Source organism: Brevundimonas sp., assembly GCF_036963785.1.
In the GTDB taxonomy this organism is placed as follows: Bacteria; Pseudomonadota; Alphaproteobacteria; order Caulobacterales; family Caulobacteraceae; genus Brevundimonas.
The window spans coordinates 85,992-107,672 of the sequence record NZ_JBALUS010000005.1 but is presented as its reverse complement, the minus strand read 5'-3'; the positions used below and the strand labels follow the sequence as shown (position 1 = coordinate 107,672).

The following is a 21,681-nucleotide window of genomic DNA, read 5'->3' as shown; positions in this document are numbered from 1 at the left end:
CGCTGATCCGGGGGTGATGCGCGGCAGCGTCAGGTCGGCCAGGTATCTTCGGACGCGCCCAGCACTTCCCCCGCCAGATAGAGCGAGCCGCAGATGACGATGCGGCCGGCGCCGAGGTCGAGGGCGCGCCGGACCGCCTCGTCCACGCTGGCGGCGGGCATGGCGCCCAGGCCTTGCCCCCGTGCCACGGCCGCCAGGGCCTCGGCCGGGACGGCAGCGCCCTCAAACGCCACGGTGAGGACCGGCGCATCCAGCAGGCGCAGGGTCTGGAAGAATCCCCCCGCATCCTTTGAGGCCAGCAGGCCGACGATCAGGGCCATGGGCCGGGGGTCGCGGCGCTGGCGTTCCAGCAGGGCCTCGGACAGGGCCCGGCCCGCATGGGGATTGTGCCCCCCGTCCAGCCACAGCTCGGCCCCGGCCGCCTCGGCGCGGCTGCCATAGGGCCCCGCCTTCAGCCGCTGCATGCGGGCGGGCCAGACGGCCGATGTCAGGCCGGCCTCGATGGCGTCCACGGTCAGGCCGAGGTCGAGCGCGGCAGCCACAGCCAGACCGGCATTGTCGATCTGATGCGGCCCGCTGAGCACGGGCACGGGCAGGTCCAGCAGCCGGTCGACGCCTTGGAACACCAGCCGCCCGTGCTCGGTGAAAGCATCGATGTCCTCGCCCATGACCGACAGGGCGACACCTTTCCGGGCCGCGGCGTGGCCGATGACGTCGCGGGCGACCTCGGGCTGGCGGGCGACGACGGCGCGGCCGCCCCGTTTCAGGATGCCGGCCTTTTCGCCCGCAATTCCGGCCAGATCGGTGCCGAGGAATTCGGCGTGGTCGTGGTCCACCGGGGTGATGACGGCCAGCTGCGGCACGGGCAGGACATTGGTGGCATCCAGCGAGCCGCCCAGTCCGACCTCGATCAGGGCCAGATCGGCCTCGACCTCGCTCATGGCGACAAAGGCCGCCGCCGTGGTGCTTTCGAACACGGTCGCCTCGCCGGGAATGGCCTCGATCCGGTCGAGGATCACCGAGAGTGCCGCATCGCTGATCAGCGTCCCGGCCAGCCGGATCCGTTCGTTGAACCGCACCAGATGCGGTGAGGAATAGACATGGACGCGCAAGCCCGCCGCCTCGGCCATGGCCCGCAGGAAGGCGATGGTCGAGCCCTTGCCGTTGGTCCCCGCCACATGGACCACGGGCGGCAGGTTCAGCTGCGGATCGCCCAGCGCCGCGCACAGGGCGGTCATCCGCTCCAGCGACAGATCGATCCTCTGGGGGTGCCGGGCCCGCAGTCGCGCGGAGATCGGGTCCACGGGGCTCAGGCCGCCTTTCGGCCGTCCATCAGCATGGACAGGATCTGGCCCAGCACGCGGGGCAGGTCGGCGCGGGTGACGACGCGGTCGACCATGCCCTTTTCCTGCAGATATTCCGCACGCTGGAAGCCGGGAGGCAGCTTCTCGCGGATGGTGGCCTCGATCACGCGCGGGCCGGCAAAGCCGATCAGGGCCCCGGGCTCGGCCAGATGGACATCGCCCAGCATGGCATAGCTGGCGGTCACCCCGCCGGTGGTCGGGTCGGTCAGCACCACGATGAAGGGCAGGCGGTGGGCCTTCAGGTCCTGGATGGCCAGGGTGGTGCGGGCCATCTGCATGAGGGACAGCGCGCCCTCCTGCATGCGGGCGCCGCCGGCGGCGGTGTAGCAGACCAGCGGCACCTTGCGTTCGATGGCCGCCTCGGCAGCAGCGATGAAGGCTTCGCCCGCCGCCATACCCAGCGAGCCGCCCATGAAGGTGAAATCCTGGACGATGACGACGGCCGGGCTGCCCCCGACCTCGCCATAGCCGATGGCCATGGTGTCCTTGCGGCCCGCCGCCTTGCGCGCCGCAGCCAGACGCTCGCGGTAGGGCTTGCCGTCCGAGAAGTTCAGCGGGTCTTCGGGCACCTCGGGGGTGTCGATCGGCTCATACTCGCCGTCGTCGAAGGTGTAGCGCAGCCGGGTCGGGGCATTGATGCGCATATGGCGCCCGGACGGCGTCACCCACAGGCTGCCCTCAAGGTCCGAGCGATACAGCATCTCGCCGGTGTCGGGGTCCTTGACCCACAGATTGTCGGGCGTGTCGCGGCGGCCGACGATCTTGCGCACGCCGGGCGCAAAGCGGCTCAGCCAGCCACCCCGGGCGGGCGGTTGCGGACGGTCGGGGGTCTTGCGATCAGCCATGGGTCGTCTTCTACACGGTTTCGGCGGCGCGGGCGGTGTGCACGGCGTGCGACAGGTCCCGCGCCAGGGAGAGAACGTCGGCCACCGGGTCGCGGTTCTCGGTCACGGCCGCCTCGATCCGGTCGACGAGGGCCGAGCCGACCACCACCGCGTCAGCCACGCGGGCGATTTCGGCGGCCCGTTCGGCAGTCTTTACGCCAAAGCCGACCGCCACGGGAAGGCCGGTCGCAGAGCGGACGCGCGCCACCGCCGGCGCCACATCGCCGGCCACGGCTTCCTTGACCCCGGTCACACCGGCGACCGAGACGTAATAGACAAAGCCCGAGGTGCCGCGCGCGATGACCTGCAGCCGGTCATCGTCCGAGGTCGGCGTGGCCAGCCGGATCAGCGACAGGTGGGCGGCGTCCAGCGCCTCGACCAGGTCTGCGGATTCCTCCGGCGGGCAGTCGACAATGATGACGCCATCGACGCCGGCCGCGTCGGCCGCACGGACAAAGGTGTCATAGCCCATCTGTTCGACCGGGTTCAGATAGCCCATCAGGATCAGGGGCGTATTGGCATTCCCTTCGCGGAAGCGGCGCGCCAGCTCCAGCGTGCCCTTCAGCGTCAGGCCGGATTTCAGGCCGCGCAGGGCGGCGCGCTGGATGGTCGGTCCCTCGGCCATGGGATCGGAGAAGGGAAAGCCCAGTTCCAGCACATCGGCCCCGGCCTCGACCAGACCGTTCAGGATGTCGAGCGTGGCCTCGGGCGACGGATCGCCGGCCATCACATAGGCGACGAAACCGGCGCGGCCCTCGGCCTTCAGCGCGGCAAAGCGGGCATCGATACGGGCGGTGGTCATTGGGCCTCCGCCGCCGGAAATTCCACGTGAACCCTAAGGGTGCTCAACGGCACGCCGACCAGAACCACCACAGCTGCGACAAGCGTCAGAGCGAGCAGCGGACGTCGGGATGCAAACTCACGAAACGCCCTCACAGCTCCACCCCGAGGTGTTTGGCGACAGAGAAGATGTCCTTGTCGCCGCGACCGCACAGATTGAGGACGACATTGCCGCCCTTGCCGACTTCGGCCGCGATCTCGCCGACGCGGGCCAGGGCGTGGCTGGGTTCCAGCGCGGGGATGATACCCTCCAGCCTCGAGCACAGCTGGAAGGCCTCCAGCGCCTCGGCATCGGTGGCGGCGCGATATTCGGCGCGTCCGGTCTGGTGAAGCCAGGCGTGCTCGGGCCCGATGCCCGGATAGTCGAGGCCCGCCGAGATGGAGTGCCCTTCAAGGATCTGGCCGTCGTCGTCCTGAAGCAGGTATGTGCGGTTGCCGTGCAGCACGCCGGGGCGTCCGCCCTGCAGGCTGGCGGCGTGCGAATTCCCTTCCAGCCCAAGCCCCGCGGCCTCGATGCCGATCAGGCGCACGCCTTCGTCGCCGATGAAGGGATGGAACAGGCCGATGGCGTTCGAGCCGCCGCCGATCGCCGCGACACAGGCGTCGGGCAGACGGCCGTTGCGGGCCGCCAGTTGTGCCTTGGCCTCGCGCCCGATGACGCTCTGGAAGTCGCGCACCACGGCCGGATAGGGGTGCGGCCCCGCCGCCGTACCGATGATGTAGAAGGTGTCGCCGACGTTCGAGACCCAGTCACGCATGGCCTCGTTCATGGCCTCTTTCAGCGTCGCGCGACCGTTGGTGACCGGCCGCACCTCGGCCCCCAGCAGCTTCATGCGGAAGACGTTCGGCGCCTGACGCTCGATGTCGGCGGCGCCCATATAGACGATGCAGGGCAGGCCGAAGCGGGCGCAGACGGTGGCGGTCGCCACCCCGTGCTGGCCGGCGCCGGTCTCGGCGATGATGCGGGTCTTGCCCATGCGGCGGGCCAGCAGGATCTGGCCCATGCAGTTGTTGATCTTGTGCGCGCCGGTGTGATTCAGCTCATCGCGCTTGAACCAGATGTTGGCGCCGCCGTGATGTTCCGTCAGCCGCTCGGCGAAATAGAGCGGGCTGGGCCGCCCGACATAGTGGGTCAGGAAGTCATCCAGCTCGGCCTGGAACGACGGATCGGCACGCGCGGCATCCCAGGCGGCCTCCAGCTCGTGGACGGCGGGCATCAGGGTCTCGGCGACGAACCGGCCGCCGAACGGACCGAACCGGCCCTCGGCGTCGGGCCAGGCGTAAGCGTTTGAGAGCGAAGCGTTCAAGATGACTGTTTCCCGGGGAGGGTACCTACGGCCTCAAGGAAGGCGCGGATGAGGGCCGGTTCCTTAACACCCGGCGCGCGCTCGACGCCAGAGGACACGTCGACCATGGGTGCGCCGGACAGCCGCACCGCCTCAGTGACATTGCCGGGGGTAAGGCCCCCCGCGAGGAACCACGGACGCGGCAGGTGGAGCGCCTGCAGCAGCGTCCAGTCGAAGCTCAGGCCCATGCCGCCGGGCAGGGTCGCGTCGGCCGGGGTGCGGGCGTCAAACATCAGGTGATCGGCCACTCCGGCCCAGTCGGCGACGGGCTTGAGGTCGTCGGGGCCAGAGACCGGCAGGCATTTGATGATCCCGGCCCCGGTCTGCTGGCGCACTGCCGCGGCGCGCGCGGGGGTCTCGTGGCCGTGCAGCTGGATGAGGTCGGGGGCGACGCGGCGGCTCAGGGCGTCCAGCAGGGCATCGTCGGGGTCGACCGTCACCACCACCACCTTCGCGCGGCGGTCCCCGACCATGCCGGTCTGGTCCAGCAGGCGCCGGGCGTCTTCGGGCGCGAGGTGGCGCGGGCTTTTCTCAAAGGCCACCAGACCGATGAAGGCCGCGCCCGCCTCGACAGCAACGGTCAGGGTTTCGGGGGTCGTCAGCCCACAGATCTTGGCCAGGGTCATACCGGTCAGGTGGACCTGCGGGCCCGGACGGTCAAGCCTGATAGAGGTCGGCGTCGGGATCGGCGCGACCCCGGATCGCCGCCGAGACCACCTGGCTGGCGATCACCGAATAGGTGATGCCGTTGCCGCCAAAGCCCATCACGGCCCAGGCGTGCGCCATGTCGGGGACGGGCGCGATGGACGGCAGGCCGGTCGCGCTCTCGCCGAACGCCCCGGCCCAGATGTAGTCGACCTCGAACGCCAGATCGGGCAGCAGGCGCAGAAGCTTCTCGCGGATGGTTTCGCATTTGCGCTTCAGCTTGTCCGGGTCCTCATGCGCGCCGGGGGCGTCCTCGTCCTCGCCGCCCACGATCAACCGCCCGTCGCTGGCCATGCGGAAATAGAGGTAGGGGTCGGACGCTTCCCAGACGAGGGTGTCGCGCAGCCAGGCCGGGCAAGGCGTGCGTTCGGTCGAGGCCAGCGCCCAGGTCGAGATGACCTTTGCACCCGGGGTCGGCACGCCGTCCGGAAACTCATAGCCACAGCAGAACACCACATGACGGGCGCGCACCGCGTGGCCCGCATCGGTCAGCAGGGTCACACCGTCGGGGTCCGAAGCGGCCTGCGTCACCTCGACCGGCGAATAGACCACCGCCCCGTCCGCCTGGGCGCGGCGCAGCAGGGCAGCGGCGAGCTGGGCGGGGTCTGCGCTGGCCGAGCCGGTGGACAGGATCGCCCCGGTCCGGTCGAGGCCGAACCGCGCGCGCAGGTCGGCGGGACCGAGGAAGGTGCTGTCCAGCCCGACGTCGGCCCGCGCGTCGGCCTCGGCCTCCAGCGCGCGACGACCGTACTCATCGCCGGCCAGATAGAGGGTGTCCTTGTCCTGGAGGCCACAGCGGATGCCCTCGTCCGCCACGATCTGCTTCAGCGCTTCCACCGCCGCGCGGGAGCGCAGATACGCCCGGCGCGCATCCGGCATGCCGATCTGGTCGGCCAGCGCCGTCAGCGGCAGGTCGATCTCCCATTGCAGCAGGGCCGTCGAGGCCATGGTCGATCCGGTCAGGGGCGGGCGCCGGTCCAGCACCACCACCGAATGATCGCGGCTCAGCTCGCGCGCCATGAAGGCGCCGCTGATGCCCGCGCCGATGATGGCAATATCGACTGAAACGGCTTCGGTCAGCGCCTTCACCGGCACGCCGAGGCCATAGCTGTCGGCCCAGACCGACCGGCCGGTCCTGAGATCCCGCTTCTGTGTGGCACCGCTCATCGACCGTCCCCTGTTGTGGAGCGATAGAGCCCCAGAGGTCCGGGGGTTCCGGCGGCGTCACTGAAAGATCAGATCGACCTCTTCGGGCGTCAGCAGCCGCCATTCGCCGGGCGCCAGATCGTCGGGCAGGGTCAGGGCGCCGACCCGTTCCCGGTGCAGGGCCTCGACGTGATTGCCGACGGCGGCAAACATGCGTCGCACCTGATGATAGCGGCCCTCGGTCACCGTCAGGGTCGCCTCGGTCGGGGTGATGACCTCCAGGAGGGCAGGCGACAGGGGCTTGTCCTCGCCCTCCAGCACCAGCTCGCCCGAAGCGAACAGGGCACCTTCGCCGCCCTCCAGCGGACGGGCCAGGGTGGCGCGGTAGACCTTGGCCACATGGCGTTTGGGGCTGATGATCCGGTGCAGCAGGGCCCCGTCGTCGGTCAGCAGCAACAGGCCGGTGGTCTGCTTGTCCAGCCGTCCCACGGTCGAGATGGCCGGATCGCGCTGGCGCCAGCGACCGGGCAGAAGGTCGAACACCAGGGCGCCGTCCTCCTTGTGCGAACAGGTCATGCCCAGCGGCTTGTGCATCATCATGACCAGCCCCGGCAGGGGATCGAGCGGTTCGCCGTCGATCTCCATCCGCGACGGCAGGTCGGGCGAAAGCGCGATCCGCTTTGACACATCGGTCAGGTCCACCCCGTCCAGCACAATGCCGCCGGCCTTGGCCATCCGCGCCATTTCGGTGCGCGAGCCATAGCCGAGCGAGGACAGCAGGCGGTCGACGCGGGCGGTGGGGGTCTTCACTTCTTCGCCTCGATGATCTTGTAGCCCTCGCCCTCGACCACGGCGCGGACCGCCTTGAAGGCCGACTTGAGCCCGGCCTCATAGGGCAGGTGCCGGTTGGCCACCATCCACAGCATGCCGCCGGTGCGCAGCGATTTCGCCGCGCGGTCGATGAAGGCCTGCCCCAGCGCCCGGTCTTCGGCTCCGCCGTCGTGGAAGGGCGGATTGGCGACGACGAAATCCAGATCGGTCAGGTTGTCCAGCGTGCGCACATCGGCCCACAGGTGCCGGGCGCGCGGGTCGGTCAGGTTGCGTCGCGCCGCCTCGACCGCGCGGCGGTCCAGATCGATCAGGGTCAGTTCGGTGACGGCCTCCTGCGCCAGGACCACCTGCCCGAGCGCCCCATAGCCACAGCCGAAGTCGGCGCCCCGGCCCTTCAGCGCGCCCACGTGACGGATCAGCAGGGCCGTGCCGGGGTCGACCCGGTCCCAGGCGAACAGGCCCGGCTGGGTCCAGATGCCGGACTCGTGGTCCTGTCGCAGGGCCCCCTCGGCAATCGCGGCCTCGATGCCGGTCAGCGTCTCGGGCCGGACCCCCAGGCAGCGTTTGAAGTGGGCCTTGGACACGACCTCGCTGGCCACGCCAAAGCCGTCCAGCTCCTTCGACAGGCGGGCGCCGCCCCGGGTCTTCAGCGCCATGGCATCGATCCGGCCGCCGGGCTTCAGCGCGCGCAGCACCAGCGCCAGCGTATAGCGTCGCTCGACGGCGCCGGCGGGGGCATGGACCACGGCGTGATCGACGCTTTCCGGCGCGAGGTCTTCCAGCACCTCCGCGCCCGGATGGCGCGGCGAGACCTGCAGGGCATCGCCGGGCGGATCGAAGATGAGGGGCGGGCGACCATAGATCAGGCTGTTCATAGGGCGGCCTATAGCGGCAATTGTCGCGGCGGGCACGGGTGACACGTCCGGCCCCATCCGGCAGAACCGGGCATGGCCTGTGATTCGTCCGCCAACGGGAGCCCCCCGACCGCCCGATCCCTGCTGCAACGCATCTGGGGCCACGACGATTTTCGCGGCCTGCAGGCCCCGGCCATCCAGGCGGTGCTGGACGGACGCGATGTGCTGGCGGTGCTGCCGACCGGCGGCGGCAAGAGCCTGTGCTACCAGATCCCGGCCCTGATGCGGCCCGGTCTGGCGCTGGTGGTCTCGCCCCTCATCGCCCTGATGAGCGATCAGGTGGCGGCGCTGGACCAGCTGGGCGTACCGGCGGCGCGGCTGGACTCCTCGCTCGATTCCGACGCCCGCGCGGCGCTGTGGAGCCGGATACGGGCCGGCAAAATCAAACTGCTGTATGTCTCGCCCGAAGGTCTGGCCCAGTCGTATCTGCTGGACCGGCTGGCCGAGCTGGACCTGTCGCTGATCGCGGTCGACGAGGCCCACTGCGTCTCGCAATGGGGTCATGACTTCCGGCCCGACTATCGCAATCTGGGACGGCTGAAGGCGCGCTTTCCTCATGTGCCGACCGTGGCCCTGACCGCCACCGCCGATGCCCGGACCCGCGCGGACATCCTGCAGTCGCTGAACATCGGCGCGGCCGAGGTGTTCGTCGACAGCTTCGCCCGGCCGAACCTGCGGCTGTCGGCCCTGCCCAAGGCGGGAGGACAGGCGAAGACCGAGGCCCAGGTCGTGGAACTGGTCGAGGCCCGGCGCGGCGTCTCGGGCGTCGTCTATTGCGGATCGCGCAAGGGCTGCGAGCGGCTGGCCGAGGCGCTGGCCAGCGCCGGCCATGACGCGGTCGCCTATCACGCCGGCCTCGAGACGCGCGAGCGCCACGACCGGCTGACCCGGTTTCTGGAGGCCGATCAGGGGGTGATCGTGGCGACCATCGCCTTTGGCATGGGGGTCGACAAGCCGGACGTCCGCTATGTGCTGCACGCCGACCCGCCCGGCTCGCTGGAGGCCTATTGGCAGGAGGTCGGCCGCGCCGGCCGCGACGGCGACCCGGCCGAGGGCATCACCCTTTACGGCTCGGCCGATGTGGCCTGGTCGCTGAAGCGGCTGGACGGCAGCCCCATGGATGCCGAGGTGATGGCCGCCCAGAGCCGCAAGGTCTGGCAGCTGTATGCCATGCTGGACGGGGCCGTCTGTCGGCCGCAGGCGGTACGCCACTATTTCGGGGAAGAGGGCGCGGAGCCCTGCGGCGTCTGCGACCTGTGCCGCAGTCCGCCCGAACAGGTGGCCATAACGACCGAGGCGCAAAAGGCGCTGGCCGCCGTGCACCGGCTGGAAGGCCGCTATGGCCGCGGCCGGGTCATCGACCATCTGACCGGGCGCCAGAAGGACGGCGAGGGACTGGGCCAGGGCCTGTCGACCTGGGGCATCGGGCGCGACCTGCCGGTCAGCGAATGGCGTCGCATTCTGGATCATCTGGTGTTCGAGGGCCTGCTGATTGAGGACCCGAACGAAGGGCGTCCCCTGATCGGCCTCGGCGATCCCGAGGCGGTGCGGGCCGTCTATCGCGGCGCGCATGAGGTGCGGCTGCGGCGGGAAGCCCCCCAGGCGGCGCGGTCCGCCGGCAAGCGGGCCCCGGCCACCGACCTTGTGGCGCGGCTGCCCGCCGGGGCGCGCGAGCGGTTCGAGGCCCTGCGCGGCTGGCGTCGCGAAGTGGCCCACGCCCAAGGCGTGCCCCCCTATGTCATCTTTCAGGATCGCACCCTGCTGGCGCTGGCCGAGGCGCAACCCGCCAGTCTGGAGGCCCTGTCCACCGTGCCCGGCATCGGCAAATCCAAGCTGACCACCTATGGCCGGGCCGTGCTGGAGGTTCTTGGCCGGGCGCGCGACGCCGAGGCCGCCTGAGCGCCGGATCCGGCTTCAGGGCGCGCCCAGAAACTCATCGACCGCCGCCATGAAGCGGACCGGCTGGTCGATCATCACCATGTGCTCGGCCCCCTCGATCGGCACCAGCCGGGCCGGCCGCCTGAGGCCGCGATACGCCTGACTCCAGGACGACTGCAGCTGATAGCGGGGCGAGTCCTCGCGGCGGCTCCAGCCATAGACGACGGTCACCGGCACATCGATGCGCGCCAGATTGGGGCGCAGGTCGACGGTCATGACCTCATACAGGCTTTGCGCCAGCACGCGGGCGTCGCCACCCTGCCAGCCGACCCAGGCCTCCAGCGCACCGACGGTCGAGCCCATGCCCTCGGCCCAGGGCTGGCGCGCCAGGGCGTCGTCTCCCAGAAACAGCACGGCCTGATAGGCGACGGCGGCGATCGGCTCCAGGTCCTGTCCCGTGGCCCGGTCATCGACCAGCGACGGGAAGAAGGGCGCGGCATCGACGATCATCACACGGCCCAGATCGATCCGGGGGTCCGACGCCAGTCTCAGCGCGATCTGCCCGCCCATGGAATGGCCGATGACGGCCGGGTCGCGCAGGCCCCGGCTGCGGATATAGCGGGCGACCTCGGCGGCCACCGGAGCGGCGACCAGCCCGCGCCTGTTATCGCCTGCCCCCAGTTCGCCAAACCCACGCACTGACACCAGATGTACCCGGTGCGTCCGGCTGAGCCGCTCGGCCACCGGCTCCCAGATGAGGGCGGTCGAGGCCAGACCCGGGATCAGGATCACATCGCGGACCGGCTGACCGGGATCGCCCGGGCGCGGCTGACGGACCTCGACGACGATCCGGTTCGAGGTGAACCGCGCCTGCGGAGCGGCGGGACTTGCAGGCTGGCCCGGGACTTCGGTGGCGGGTGTCGCCCGGGCAGGTGCCGACGCTGCATCCGGCGCGTCCGCCAGGGGCGCTGCCAAGGCAAACATCAGACTGATCAGGGCAAGTTGGGAAATCATGAGGCCATCCTCATCATGAACGCGGCCCGGATGAGGCAGATCATCCGGCTCTTGCCAAATTTGCGTGATCGGCTTTTTCTGTCACCGGATCTTCTTGGGGGAGACACTGATGCTGACTTCGATCCTGACTGCCCTGGTCCTCGGCCTGATGCCCGTGGCCGACCAGGACCCACCGATTTCGACCGCGCCGGTTTCCGACTGGCATCCCTTTTCGCGCAGCGCCACCACCGCCTATCTGGCCGATGCCGCCCAGATTGTGCCGACCGAAGGGGGCACCCGGGTCCGTGTGGCGCGCGTGCCGTTGAGCGGCGATGACTTCAGCCACGAGGTCGACACCTACGCCCTGCGTTGCGGCAGCCGCGAAATCCGCTTCCTGTCCACCGACACCTATGACGGTACCGGCGAGCTGGCCGAGCGCTACGAGGAAAGTGTGGAGGCGTGGGACACGGTCAGTGAGGGCACCAACTATGGCTTCCTCTATGAGGTTGTCTGTGAAGAAAAACGGTCCGCCCAGGGGTCCTACCCGAGCGTCACGGCCTTCATCGGCCAGACCCGCAACTAGCTGCCGGGCCCCGGAGTGGGGGACTCAGGCAGTCTGATCCGTCATTCCGGGCTAGGCCGCGTCGCTGCTGCCGATGCCCTGTTCGGCCAGCCATTCGGCGATCTTGCCCTTGGGGATGGCGCCGACCTTCATCGAGGTCATCTGGCCGTCCTTGAACAGCATCAGGGTGGGGATGCCCTTCACGCCCAGTTTTGACGGGGTCATGGGGCTGTCGTCGATGTTCAGCTTGGCGACCGTGACCTGACCGGCCATTTCGTCGGCGATCTGTTCCAGGGCCGGGCCGATCTGTTTGCAGGGACCGCACCACTCCGCCCAGAAGTCGACCAGCACGGGGGTGGAGGCCTTCAGCACATCGGTCTCGAAGCTGTCGTCGGTGACCTTGATCGTCGTCATGGGGAGGCTCTCTGCAGGCGGGGCGACAGGCGCCCCTCGGCTATCGGATGTGGGACGAATCCCGTCCCGTTCAAGGTGAAGACTACAGGGCGGGTGTCAGCGCGTGAAGCGCCTAGTCGATCAGGGCGTCCGGCACGGGCATCAGCCGCGGCCCGTCCGTCCAGACCAGCGCGGCCTCGACCGCCCGCTCGGGATACAGCCGCCGCAGCAGGGCGACATAGGCCGCCATCTGCAGCAGATGGGCGGGATCGGTGCGATCGATATGGTCGGGCGCAGGCCGCTGGGTCTTGTAGTCGATCACAAGCACCCGGTCGGGCAGGACCACCAGCCGGTCCATCCGTCCGGACCAGGCGATGCCCTGAACCGTACCTGTCAGAGCCACCTCGGCGCGCGACCCGCGACCGAACACGGCGGCAAAGCGGGCGTCCTCCAGCACACCGAAGGCCGCGCCGGTCATCTCGGCGATCTGCCCGGGCGTCAGGCCGGGTTCGCGCGCCAGCAGGCGGTCGGCGGCGGCCCCGCGGTCGGCGGCCGGCAGCTCCGGCAGACGCTCGAGCAGCCGGTGGATCAGCGTGCCGCGCCTCAGCCGCGACAGCCCCCCGTCCCGGCCCCGATCCAGCGGTGAGGGCGACGGCGGTCCGGCGTCCTCTCCGACCTCGGCCAGGCGAGAGGGCGCCCGGGCGCGCAGGCCGGCATCGGGCGGCGGCGCGGTGTGCGTCCAGTCCGGCAGGGCCTTGCGGGCGGTCGCAGCAGGCACGGCGCGCAACACCGTCACCGGCGCCGGGCCATAGCGCCGCCGTCCGTCGTCCAGTTCGTCCACATCCGACAGCCCGTCGAAAGTCTGGGAGATAAGGTCCCACCAGCTGCCGTCGGCAAAGCCGTCCTTCCGCCCCGCCATGCCCCGGCCCATGATCACCAGCCGGTCCCTTGCCCGGGTCAGCCCGACATAGAGCAGGCGCAGACTCTCATCGGCCGAGGCCTGCTCGCGGGCCGCGCGCGCGGTGGCCAGTGCCGGGCAGTCCTCGTCCTTCCGGCCCCCCATCAGCCAGGCAGCAGCCGGAGGCGTCAGGCCTTCCTCGACCTCGGGCGCCACCTCGAACAGGGCCGCGCCGCGCGCCCCGGCCTTCGCCGTCGTGTCGGGCAGGAAGACCACCGGCGCCTCCAGCCCCTTGGCCCCGTGCACGGTCATGATCCGCACCTCGCCGCGCGGGCCCTCCAGATCGCGTTTGACCTCGACCTCGGCGGCCTCCAGCCGGTCCAGCACGGTCTCGAGGTCCGACACCCCCTGCCGGTCCAGCGACAGGATCAGCGACAGGGTCTCGTCCAGCGCCTCTTCGGCCTCGCGGCCCAGCCGCTCCAGCATCCGCACCCGGCCGGTCACGCCCTCGCCGTCCGTGCGGTTCAGCAGGCCGGAGACGAAGCCAAAGGCGTCGCGGTCGCGCTGGCTCCGCGCCCAGTCGCCCAGCGCATGGGCCCGCGCCCACAGCGGCTGCTCATGCGCCCGGGCCTGAAGCTCGTCCCACAGCGGCCCGCGCCCCTCGCGCCCCGCCAGGGCATAGAGGCTGTCCGGTCCGTCGAAGTCCGGCAGGTCGCACAGCGGCCCGCGCAGCATTTCGGCGAGACTGAGCTCATCGCCGGGGAACAGGGCAAACCGCATCACGGCCTTGATGTCGTCAAAGGCGATATGGCTGGACAGCTTCAGCCGGTCGGCCCCGGCCACCGGCACGCCCTCGGCCTTCAGGGCGCGGATGATCTCCTCAAAGGTCGGATCGCGCCGCCGGACGAGGATCAGGAAGTCGTCATAGCCACAGGCGCGCCAGGCCTTGTCCTTCGGGTCATAGACGGCGTCGCCCTGATCGACCGCGCGGCGGATTTCGCGGGCCAGTGCCCGGGCCAGCTTCTTCCGGCCATGGGTGGCGGGTTCATGGTCGACCGGCACCCACGGATCCTGCTCGACCGCCTCATCGTCGAAGAACAGGGGCCACAGCTCGATCGAGCCGGCATGACCGGTGCGGGCGGGGACATGTTCGGGCGCCTGCTGAAGCGTCTGGCCGGTCAGGGCGCGCGCCCGCTCGGGGCCTTCAAAGACAGCATCGACGAACTGCAGGACCTGCGGCGTCGAGCGGTAGGAGGTGGTCAGCTCAATGCCCTCGAAGGCACCGCCGGTGGACTTGATCCTCTGGTCATAGGCCTGGGCCTCGCGCCGCAGCCGTTCGGGGCGCGCCCCCTGGAAGGAATAGATCGACTGTTTCTCGTCCCCGACCGCGAAGACGGTTCGCGTCGAGGTCTCGCCGCCGAAGAACTCGCCGGTCAGGGCGGTAATGATGTCCCATTGCTCGGGGGCGGTGTCCTGCGCCTCGTCCACCAGCACATGGTCGATGCCGCCGTCCATCTTGTAGAGCACCCAGGCGGCGGCCTGTGCCTCGGTCAGGAGGGCGCGCGTGCGGTCGACCAGATCGGCGAAGTCGAGGGCCCCCGACCGGTCCTTGGCGTGCTGATAGAGGGCGGCATAGGCGGTCGCGAGCGTCGCCGCATGACGCGACCGCTCGGCCGTGCAGGCCGCACGGCACGCCCCCAGCGTCTGGCAATAGCTGTCCTGAAGCGCGGTCAGGCGCGTCATCACGCCGGGCGGCACCGACTTTGTGCCCATCTTCGCATGGGGCGCGCCGTCGGCCTTCAGGAACAGGCGGCGCAGCCCGGCAAAGCTCAGGCCCTCGGCCAGCGCCTGTTGCAGGACGGCGGCCTTCTTCTGGTCGGTGACGGCGCCTGCTGCCAGTTCTGCCGCAAGCGCCCGCGCTTCCCCCGCATCGAAAGCGGCCAGCCAGTCGCGCTCCAGCCCCTCGACCGTCACGCCGGCTCCGGTGCCGGTCAATGTATGGATGTCGCAGGCCTCGCCCCGCGCGACCGCCTCGACCCAGGCCGAGATCTTCAGCCGTTCGGCCTCAAGCGTCGCCAGCAAGCCCTCGAAGGTCTGGAAGTCGAGCGTAACGGCGAAATGGCGATAGGCCTCACCCAGCGGTCCGTCGCCGTCGGCCAGCGCCGCGCGCGCCAGATCATCGCGCGCCTCGCGGGACAGACGCCGCGCCGCCTCGTCCTCCAGAACGGCAAAGCCCGGCGTCACCCCGGCCTCCATGGGGAAGCGCCGCAGCAGCTTTTCGCAGAAGGCGTGCAGGGTCTGAATCTTCAGCCCGCCGGGGGTCTCGAGTGCGCGGGCGAACAGGCGCCGGGCACGGGACAGGGCCTCGTCGTCATAGTCACCGGGGGCGCCCCCCTCCAGATCGGCAAGGGCGCGGGACAATTTGTCGTCGTCCATGACGGCCCACCCGCCCAGCCGCGCGAACAGCCGGCTCTGCATCTCCGAGGCGGCGGCCTTGGTGAAGGTCACGCACAGGATGGCGCCGGGCGCCGTTCCGCCCAGCAACAGGCGCGCCACCCGGCTGACCAGAGTGGTGGTCTTGCCCGACCCGGCATTGGCCGAGACGAACACCGACAGGGTCGGATCGGCGGCACGCGTCTGGGGGTGCAGCGGCTCGCTCATCCGCCCTCTCCCTCGCCGTCGGCGGCACCCATGACATGCCACTCCCAGACCCGCGCCAGATGGTCATAGTTGCCGCCGCGCAAGGTCATGAATTTCGGCACGGCCCACGACCGATAGGGCGTCTCGTCCCGGTCGAAATGGGCGATGCGCCGGGTCAGCCCCTCCAGCGCGTCGCCGGTCGCGGTGGCGGTGTCCTCAAGCCCGGCGGCCACGGTCTTCCACTCTCCCCCCTCGCCGCGCCCGGTGGGGCGGACATAGGCCAGCTCGGCCACGGGGCCCCGGCCGATCTCCGGGCCAAAGCCCCCGGCCTCCAGTATGGCGGCGGTCAGGGTCAACTGGGGCGCGAGGCCGGCCTCGACCTCCTTCTTCGACGGGGCCATGCCGGTCTTGAAGTCGAGGACGGCGGCGCCACCCGGCCAGGTCTCGATCCGGTCGGCATAGGCCTGCAGCACAAAGTCGCCGCCCGGCAGGGTCAGGGTCATCCGCCCCTTCCTTTCCGCATGCAGGGTGACGGGGCCATCCGTGCGGGCGCGGCGGATGCGCTCCTGCTCCGCCAGCCAGCGGGCCGACGCTTCGGCCAGCGGTTGCTCGCGGGCCAGGGCCGCGTCGTCAAAGCCGGCCTTGACCAGTTCGGCGACAATCCGCCCGGCCAGCGTCTCGGCAAAGTCATCGCCCATGTCGTCGGGGCGCTCCAGCGTCAGGGCCTCGATGGCGGCGTGAATGGCATTGCCCCGTTCCATGGCGGTGGCGGGCTGGCCCGGCCGGTCGAGGGATTCCAGCCCCAGAATCCACTGGGCATAGAGGGCATAGGGATCGCGAATCCAGCGCTCGACCCGGGTGACGTACAGGCTGCGGGGGCGCTGATCGACAGGCGGCCGGGGCTCGGGCCGGCTGGCCGGTCGCGGCACCAGATCGGGCGGGCTGTCCAGCATGCGGGCGAGCTCGCGCACCGGATCGTCCGTGGTCAGGGTCACCGGATGCTTCGCGGTATCGGCCCCGGCTGCCAGCATCTGCAGCCGCCACAGCCAGCGCGAGCGCACGGTCGGCTGGCCGTTCCGCCGCTGGCAATGGACCAGCAGGGCCGCGGGCGCCGAGGCCGCCTGGACGAAATCCTGCGCCGATTGACCGATGCGTTTCTCCGGCGAGGGCAGGTCCATGGTCGCCCGCATGGGCCGGGACAGGAAGGGATCGACCGGCGCGGCGGGCGGCCAGACGGTCTCCTCCAGTCCGGCCAGGATCATCCGGTCCGACCGGACCAGTCGCCCCTCAATGGCGCCGAGAATGCGCAGGCGCGGATGGGTGGCGCCGCCCTGACGCACCGTCTGTTCGTCGAGCAGTGTGCCGATCAGGGCGGCAAACTCGGGCCGGGTGACGGCGCCCAGCGCCCCACCCGCCTCGATCAGTTCGGCCAGCAGGGCGGAGGCGGCGTCGCCATCGCTGCCGGACCAGGCCGAAGGACCGGCGAGGCTCTCGATTGCGGTGACCAGCGCCCGGGCGGCTTCATCCAGCGGGGCCTCGGGCCGGAAGGCCGACCGGGCGGCGGCCGAGAGTGTCTCCAGCCGATCAACCAGAGCCAGGGCTGCGGTCGCGCCTTCGGGCGGGGTGTCGCCGGCGCCGCCGCGCCCTCGCCCCTGCGGCTTGAGAAGCCTGTGGCGCAGAACCGACCCGTCGCGTGGCGCGGCGCCGCGAAAGCCGTACAGTTCCAGATGCGCGACGGCGGCCTCGTCCAGACCGGGGCGCACGCGCGGATGCTTCAGCAGCGACAGCAGCGTCGGGGCATCCAGAGGCCGCTCCATCCAGCGCGCCACCAGGTCGACCAGCCGACCGGCGGGCAGGGTGCGCAGACTGACCCCGGCGGAATTGTCCGGGCGGATGCCCCATCGCTCCAGCCGGGCGGCAACGCGCCGGCCCAGATCCAGATCGGGTGTCACGAGGGCGCAGGTGCGGCCCGGCACCTCCAGCGCCTCGCGCATGGCCAGGGCGAGGGTCGCGGCCGTCGACTCCTCGTCTGGCAGGTCCAGCAGGGTCAGGCCCTCCAGGCCGCGTACCACGGGATCGACCGGATCGCGCGGCGCGGCCTCGGCGCGAAGGCCGGAGATGGCGGTCCGCCAGTCGCCGGTGGTCTCGGCTGGCCTGAGGGCCTCGTTCAGGACCCGCTCGCGGGCCCGACCGCCGGTCTGGTCGACGCCACCGGGCACGGGCCAGGGCCGCACATCGGTGCGCGAGATTCCGCTGCGCTCCAGCAGCAGTTTCAGGGCGCCCTGCGGATGCAGGTCATCGACCCTGCCCCACACATCGTCCGGAAGCGTGCGATCCAGTCCGGGCAGGATGACGGCCCCCTGCGGGGCGTGGGCCACGGCATCGAGCACCGCAGCGGCGGCCGGGACCGTGCCGGTCGATCCTGCGGCCAGAACCGGGGTCAACGGGGGGTGTTTCGACCAGTGCTCGGCCAGCAGGCGCAGCAGGGTCACCCGCCGCCAGGCCGGGTCGACCAGCCCCAGCGCCGCCAGCCGCTTCGGCCAGGCCTCGACCCCGAGGGCCAGGAACCGGGCCTGTTTGCGCCAATGGTCGGCCAGGTCCCCTTCGATCAGATCGGCGACGCGACCGGGGTCCTCGATCTCCTCGATCTGGCAGGACTCGAGGAACTGACCCAGGGTGTCGGCGTGGGCCAGGGCCTCGCGCACCGACAGGCTGCTGTCGAATTCCTCGACGATCATCCGGGCCAGCTCGAACCGGCGATGCAGGGGCGAAATGGCGGGCGGAAGGTCCAGCCCCAGCCCGCCGGGCGTGAAAGGGGCCTCGTCCTCTTCCAGATCCCCGAGCGCGCGCACCTGCGGCATCAGCACAGGCCGACCGTCGCCCACCGCCAGCAGGGCCTGTTCGAACGAGCGCACCGCCCGCCGGTTGGGCAGCAACAGCATGGCGTCGCTCAGGATTTCCGGTGACTGGCGCCCGGACCAGTCCAGCAGGGCCGCCGCCAGATCGTTCAGGAAAGGCCGGTGCGCGTCGATGGAATACCAGCGCGGCGCGAAGATGTGCGGGAAGGGGGCGAATGGGTCCGTCACCCGGCCTCTCGCGCCAGCCGGGCCTCAGCCTCATCGCGCGCTCCGGGATCACCGACGTGCATCCAGTCGCCGTCCAGCACGCAGCCGAACAGCCGCCCTTCCGCGGCCGACCTGCGCCACAACCCGCTGAGCGAGAAGGGGCCGTCAGGCCCGTCGGCAACATAGCCGGGCCGGCAGATGTGCACGCCCATATAGGCATAGGGCGCCTCGGCCGCCTCGCCCCGGAAGGTCAACTGTCCGTCCTCACCGAGGAAGAAGTCCCCGCCGCCCTCGAAGCCGATGGACCCCTCGCGCCGCGCCAGCAGAAGGGCGGCGTCCATCCGCTCGGGGGCCCACAGGCTGGCGAGCTTCGCCAAGGCATCGCTCCGATCGGTCCAGACGCTGTCGATATTGGCGACGAACACCGGATCATCGCCGAGCAGGGGGATGGCCTTTTTCAGGCCCCCGCCGGTCTCGAGAAGCTCGGCCCGCTCGTCCGAAATCGTGATCTCCGGCCCTTGCCCTCGGCCAGCCAGATGCGCCTCCAGCCGGTCGGCGAACCAGTGGACATTGACGACGGCGCGCGCGACCCCGGCGTCGGCCAGCCGGTCCAGCACATGGTCGATCAGCGCCCTTCCGGCCACCTCGACCAGCGCCTTGGGCCGGTCATCGGTCAGGGGCCGCATCCGCGTGCCCAGCCCGGCGGCCAGAACCATCGCTGAGGTCGGACCCGTCATCCGCGCATCTCCTTCGGAACATGACGGTCGAACCAAACCCGGACCTGCGACAGTTCCGGTCGTTTCAGGTTTTGTTCCAGATGGCCCCACATGCGCGGCATGAACTGGCGATAGCGGGGCTTGCCGTCACGCGCGATCAGCCGGGCGAAGACGCCGAGGATGCGCGCCTCATTGAGGGCGGCCAGCGCGGCATAGTCGGCGCGGTAGGCCGCCCCGTCGACCTGCATGATGTCGATATAGTGGTCCAGTGCCGCCCGCTCGATCTCGGGCGACACATCGCGCCGCGCGTCCTGCAGCAGGGAGTGCAGGTCCCAGACGGGATGGGCCAGAACGGCGTCCTGAAAGTCGATCAGGCCGACGCGCCGGAACCCCTCACGCCCGGGCAGCCACAGCAGGTTTTCGGCATGATAGTCGCGGTGCGCCATCACCCAGGCCTTGGCCTCGCCCATGGCCGCGACCGGCGCCCACGCCGCCTGCCACTCCGCCCGGGCGTCGGGGCGGAAATCCAGCGCCGGCATCAGTTTCGGCATCCATTCGGTGAACAGATCGGCCCCGGCCTGCAGCGCGGTCGCGTCATAGGTCAGAAGCGGCCAGTCCCCGCCCGGTCCCGACAGATGATCCGGCAGGGTCGCGGTCAGGTGCAGCCGGGCCAGGGCTTCCACCGCCTCGATATAAAGGGCCCGCTCGTCGGCGCCGTCGGCGATCACCCGGGCATAGAGATCGTCGCCGAGGTCCTCCAGAACCGCCAGACCGTTTCCCGCATCCAGCGCCACGATCTCGGGTGCCGACAGGCCGACCGCGCGCAGATGGTCCGCCACGGCGGCAAAGGCCTCGATCCGTCCGGCGGACAGGCGGGCGGTGGCATTCCAGCCGTGGGCGCGGCGTTCCTCCGGCGTCCACGCCGGGTCGCACGGCGGGCTCTCCAGCGCCGGCGCCTGATCCATCAGCATCAGGGTCGAGCCCGCAGGCGTGGTCAGCCGCTCATAGCGCCGGGTCGAGGCGTCGCCGGGCAGGGGGTCGCGCCGCGCCTCGGCCAGCCCCGCTCCGGCGAGAAAATCGGCGATCAGGCCATTCCGGTCAGACATGCAGTTCCTTCAGCTTTCCGGCCCAGGCCCCGTGGCCTGCCAGGTGGGCCCGGCGGCCCTCGCCCTCGCTCTCCAGCGTGACCGACAGCCGGTCGGGGCTCAAGGCCTCGGCGCCGCCTGTCCCCAGACGTTCGGGCCATTCGATCAGCACGGCCCCATGGTCCAGGGCTTCATAGAGGCCGATCTCCTCGATCTCCTCGGGATCTTCCAGCCGGTAGAGGTCGAAATGGGCCACCGGCGGGTTACCCTCATAGAATTGCACGATCGTGAAGGTCGGGCTGGGCACATCCTCGTCGGGCCGGGTCAGGGCCCGGATCAGGCCGCGCGCCAGCGTCGACTTGCCCATGCCCAGATCGCCGTTCAGCAACAGGGCCTCGCCCGGCGCGACAAACTGCGCCAGCGCCACGCCCAGTCGGGTGGTCGCCGCTTCGTCGGCCAGGGTGATCTCGCGCACCTCAGGCAAAGGGTGCATCCGGCTGTCCTGGCAGGACCCGCTCGACATAGGCCTTCAACGCATAGGTGGCGCGCGCGGCATCGGTATCGAGCCGTCCGGCGGGAATGGTCGGCCCGACCGTCAGGCGAAAGGTGCCGCCGGCCTTGTTCAGCATCTCGTGAAACAGGGTGATGTCGCGCAGCTCGGGCGAAATGCGCGCGAACAGGTGGAACAGCCGCGAATACGGCCCCGACATATGGATCGGCACCACCGGCGCCCCGTATTTGCGGGCGAGACTGACGGCGGTCGGGGGCCATTCGGGGTCGGTCAGACTACCGTCCCTGGCGATGCGCGCCAGCCGCCCGGCAGGGAACAGCACGACCGGCCGCTCGGCCTCGAAGGCGGCGCGGGCGGCCTCCAGGGTAGCGCGGGTCTTTTCGCGGGTGCGCTTGGACGTCACCCATTCGACCGGAATGACCACTTCGCCCAGTCGCGGCGCCACCCGCAGCGCGTCGGCATTGGCAAAGAAGATCGCATCCGGCCGTCGCGCGCGGATGGCGTCATAGGCGGCGATGCCGTCGGCGATGCCGGTCGGATGGTTGCTGATGATCACACAGCGGCCGCTTTCCGGAATCCGGTCGGCGTTCATCACCTTCACATCCAGCGCCAGCAGCTTCGAGACGTAATCCAGCGCCTCGGCCCCGCCCATCGGCGCCACCGCATCGGCCATCCGCCGCGCCTTGCCATAGCCCAGCAGGGCATAGAGGAACGGCCGGATCGCCGGCCAGCCGACCGAGCCGGTCAGCCGCGGCGCGCGCTCGGCGATCAGCACATCGCAGATATGTCGGGAATCGGGGGCCACCGTCATGATCCGGTTGTCGCCGCTCCGGCGCGGTCGGGCAAGCGTGGTTTGCGAGCAGGCTTTGCCGGAGCCGCCCGGCGGTGCTACGCCTTCGCTCCTTCGTTT

General features: G+C 70.5%; 18 protein-coding genes. 2 read left to right on the top strand and 16 right to left on the bottom strand.

Going from position 1 to position 21,681, the window contains the following annotated elements:
• Nucleotides 1-29: 29 nt before the first annotated feature.
• The 8 genes from V7672_RS12470 to V7672_RS12435 all read right to left on the bottom strand — a co-directional run bounded on the left by V7672_RS12470 (nt 30) and on the right by V7672_RS12435 (nt 7,991).
• Nucleotides 30-1,304 (bottom strand): bifunctional folylpolyglutamate synthase/dihydrofolate synthase, encoded by a 1,275-nt coding sequence (locus tag V7672_RS12470; RefSeq protein ID WP_335624924.1) that lies wholly within the window; start codon nt 1,302-1,304, stop codon nt 30-32.
• A 5-nt stretch (nt 1,305-1,309) separates the two neighbouring features.
• Nucleotides 1,310-2,209, bottom strand: coding sequence for an acetyl-CoA carboxylase, carboxyltransferase subunit beta (gene accD / locus V7672_RS12465; RefSeq protein WP_335624923.1), 900 nt, complete (start codon nt 2,207-2,209; stop codon nt 1,310-1,312).
• A 10-nt stretch (nt 2,210-2,219) separates the two neighbouring features.
• Nucleotides 2,220-3,050: a tryptophan synthase subunit alpha gene (trpA, locus tag V7672_RS12460; protein ID WP_335624922.1), complete on the bottom strand. Its 831-nt coding sequence runs from the start codon at nt 3,048-3,050 to the stop codon at nt 2,220-2,222.
• Between the two features lie 130 nt (nt 3,051-3,180).
• Nucleotides 3,181-4,395: a tryptophan synthase subunit beta gene (gene trpB / locus V7672_RS12455; protein ID WP_335624921.1), complete on the bottom strand. Its 1,215-nt coding sequence runs from the start codon at nt 4,393-4,395 to the stop codon at nt 3,181-3,183.
• Nucleotides 4,392-5,060, bottom strand: a complete 669-nt coding sequence (locus V7672_RS12450) for a phosphoribosylanthranilate isomerase (protein WP_335624920.1) — start codon at nt 5,058-5,060, stop codon at nt 4,392-4,394. The genes trpB and V7672_RS12450 overlap by 4 nt, the downstream gene beginning before the upstream one ends.
• Before the next feature lie 31 nt (nt 5,061-5,091).
• On the bottom strand, nt 5,092-6,306 hold the full coding sequence (locus V7672_RS12445; protein ID WP_335624919.1) for an NAD(P)/FAD-dependent oxidoreductase: 1,215 nt from the start codon (nt 6,304-6,306) through the stop codon (nt 5,092-5,094).
• Between the two features lie 57 nt (nt 6,307-6,363).
• Nucleotides 6,364-7,095 carry a 16S rRNA pseudouridine(516) synthase gene (locus tag V7672_RS12440; RefSeq protein ID WP_335624918.1) on the bottom strand — a complete coding sequence of 244 codons (732 nt, stop codon included), beginning with the start codon at nt 7,093-7,095 and terminating at the stop codon, nt 6,364-6,366.
• Nucleotides 7,092-7,991 (bottom strand): class I SAM-dependent methyltransferase, encoded by a 900-nt coding sequence (locus V7672_RS12435; protein WP_335624917.1) that lies wholly within the window; start codon nt 7,989-7,991, stop codon nt 7,092-7,094. The genes V7672_RS12440 and V7672_RS12435 overlap by 4 nt, the downstream gene beginning before the upstream one ends.
• Before the next feature lie 72 nt (nt 7,992-8,063).
• Between V7672_RS12435 and recQ the strand changes: the two genes are divergently transcribed.
• Nucleotides 8,064-9,929: a DNA helicase RecQ gene (recQ, locus tag V7672_RS12430; RefSeq protein WP_335624916.1), complete on the top strand. Its 1,866-nt coding sequence runs from the start codon at nt 8,064-8,066 to the stop codon at nt 9,927-9,929.
• Between the two features lie 15 nt (nt 9,930-9,944).
• On the opposite strand, the gene V7672_RS12425 is transcribed toward recQ, so the two are convergent.
• Nucleotides 9,945-10,922, bottom strand: coding sequence for an alpha/beta fold hydrolase (locus V7672_RS12425; protein ID WP_335624915.1), 978 nt, complete (start codon nt 10,920-10,922; stop codon nt 9,945-9,947).
• Nucleotides 10,923-11,031: 109 nt separating this feature from the next.
• On the opposite strand from V7672_RS12425, the gene V7672_RS12420 reads away from it, so the two are divergent.
• On the top strand, nt 11,032-11,484 hold the full coding sequence (locus V7672_RS12420; protein ID WP_335624914.1) for a surface-adhesin E family protein: 453 nt from the start codon (nt 11,032-11,034) through the stop codon (nt 11,482-11,484).
• 51 nt (nt 11,485-11,535) lie between these two features.
• On the opposite strand, the gene trxA is transcribed toward V7672_RS12420, so the two are convergent.
• The 7 genes from trxA to V7672_RS12385 form a co-directional block, all read right to left on the bottom strand.
• Nucleotides 11,536-11,877 (bottom strand): thioredoxin TrxA, encoded by a 342-nt coding sequence (trxA, locus tag V7672_RS12415; RefSeq protein WP_209119994.1) that lies wholly within the window; start codon nt 11,875-11,877, stop codon nt 11,536-11,538.
• Between the two features lie 112 nt (nt 11,878-11,989).
• A complete protein-coding gene (gene addA / locus V7672_RS12410) occupies nt 11,990-15,415 on the bottom strand; it encodes a double-strand break repair helicase AddA (RefSeq protein WP_335624913.1) in 3,426 nt (1,141 codons plus the stop codon).
• Entirely contained in the window at nt 15,412-18,480 is a 3,069-nt protein-coding gene (gene addB / locus V7672_RS12405; protein WP_335624912.1) for a double-strand break repair protein AddB, read from the bottom strand. The genes addA and addB overlap by 4 nt, the downstream gene beginning before the upstream one ends.
• On the bottom strand, nt 18,477-19,196 hold the full coding sequence (murU, locus tag V7672_RS12400) for an N-acetylmuramate alpha-1-phosphate uridylyltransferase MurU (protein WP_335624911.1): 720 nt from the start codon (nt 19,194-19,196) through the stop codon (nt 18,477-18,479). The genes addB and murU overlap by 4 nt, the downstream gene beginning before the upstream one ends.
• Nucleotides 19,193-20,281, bottom strand: coding sequence for an N-acetylmuramate/N-acetylglucosamine kinase AmgK (gene amgK / locus V7672_RS12395; protein ID WP_335624910.1), 1,089 nt, complete (start codon nt 20,279-20,281; stop codon nt 19,193-19,195). The genes murU and amgK overlap by 4 nt, the downstream gene beginning before the upstream one ends.
• Complete coding sequence (gene tsaE, locus V7672_RS12390; RefSeq protein ID WP_335624909.1) at nt 20,274-20,753, bottom strand: tRNA (adenosine(37)-N6)-threonylcarbamoyltransferase complex ATPase subunit type 1 TsaE; 480 nt, start codon at nt 20,751-20,753, stop codon at nt 20,274-20,276. The genes amgK and tsaE overlap by 8 nt, the downstream gene beginning before the upstream one ends.
• Nucleotides 20,737-21,582: a GNAT family N-acetyltransferase gene (locus V7672_RS12385; RefSeq protein WP_335624908.1), complete on the bottom strand. Its 846-nt coding sequence runs from the start codon at nt 21,580-21,582 to the stop codon at nt 20,737-20,739. The genes tsaE and V7672_RS12385 overlap by 17 nt, the downstream gene beginning before the upstream one ends.
• Nucleotides 21,583-21,681: the final 99 nt, after the last annotated feature.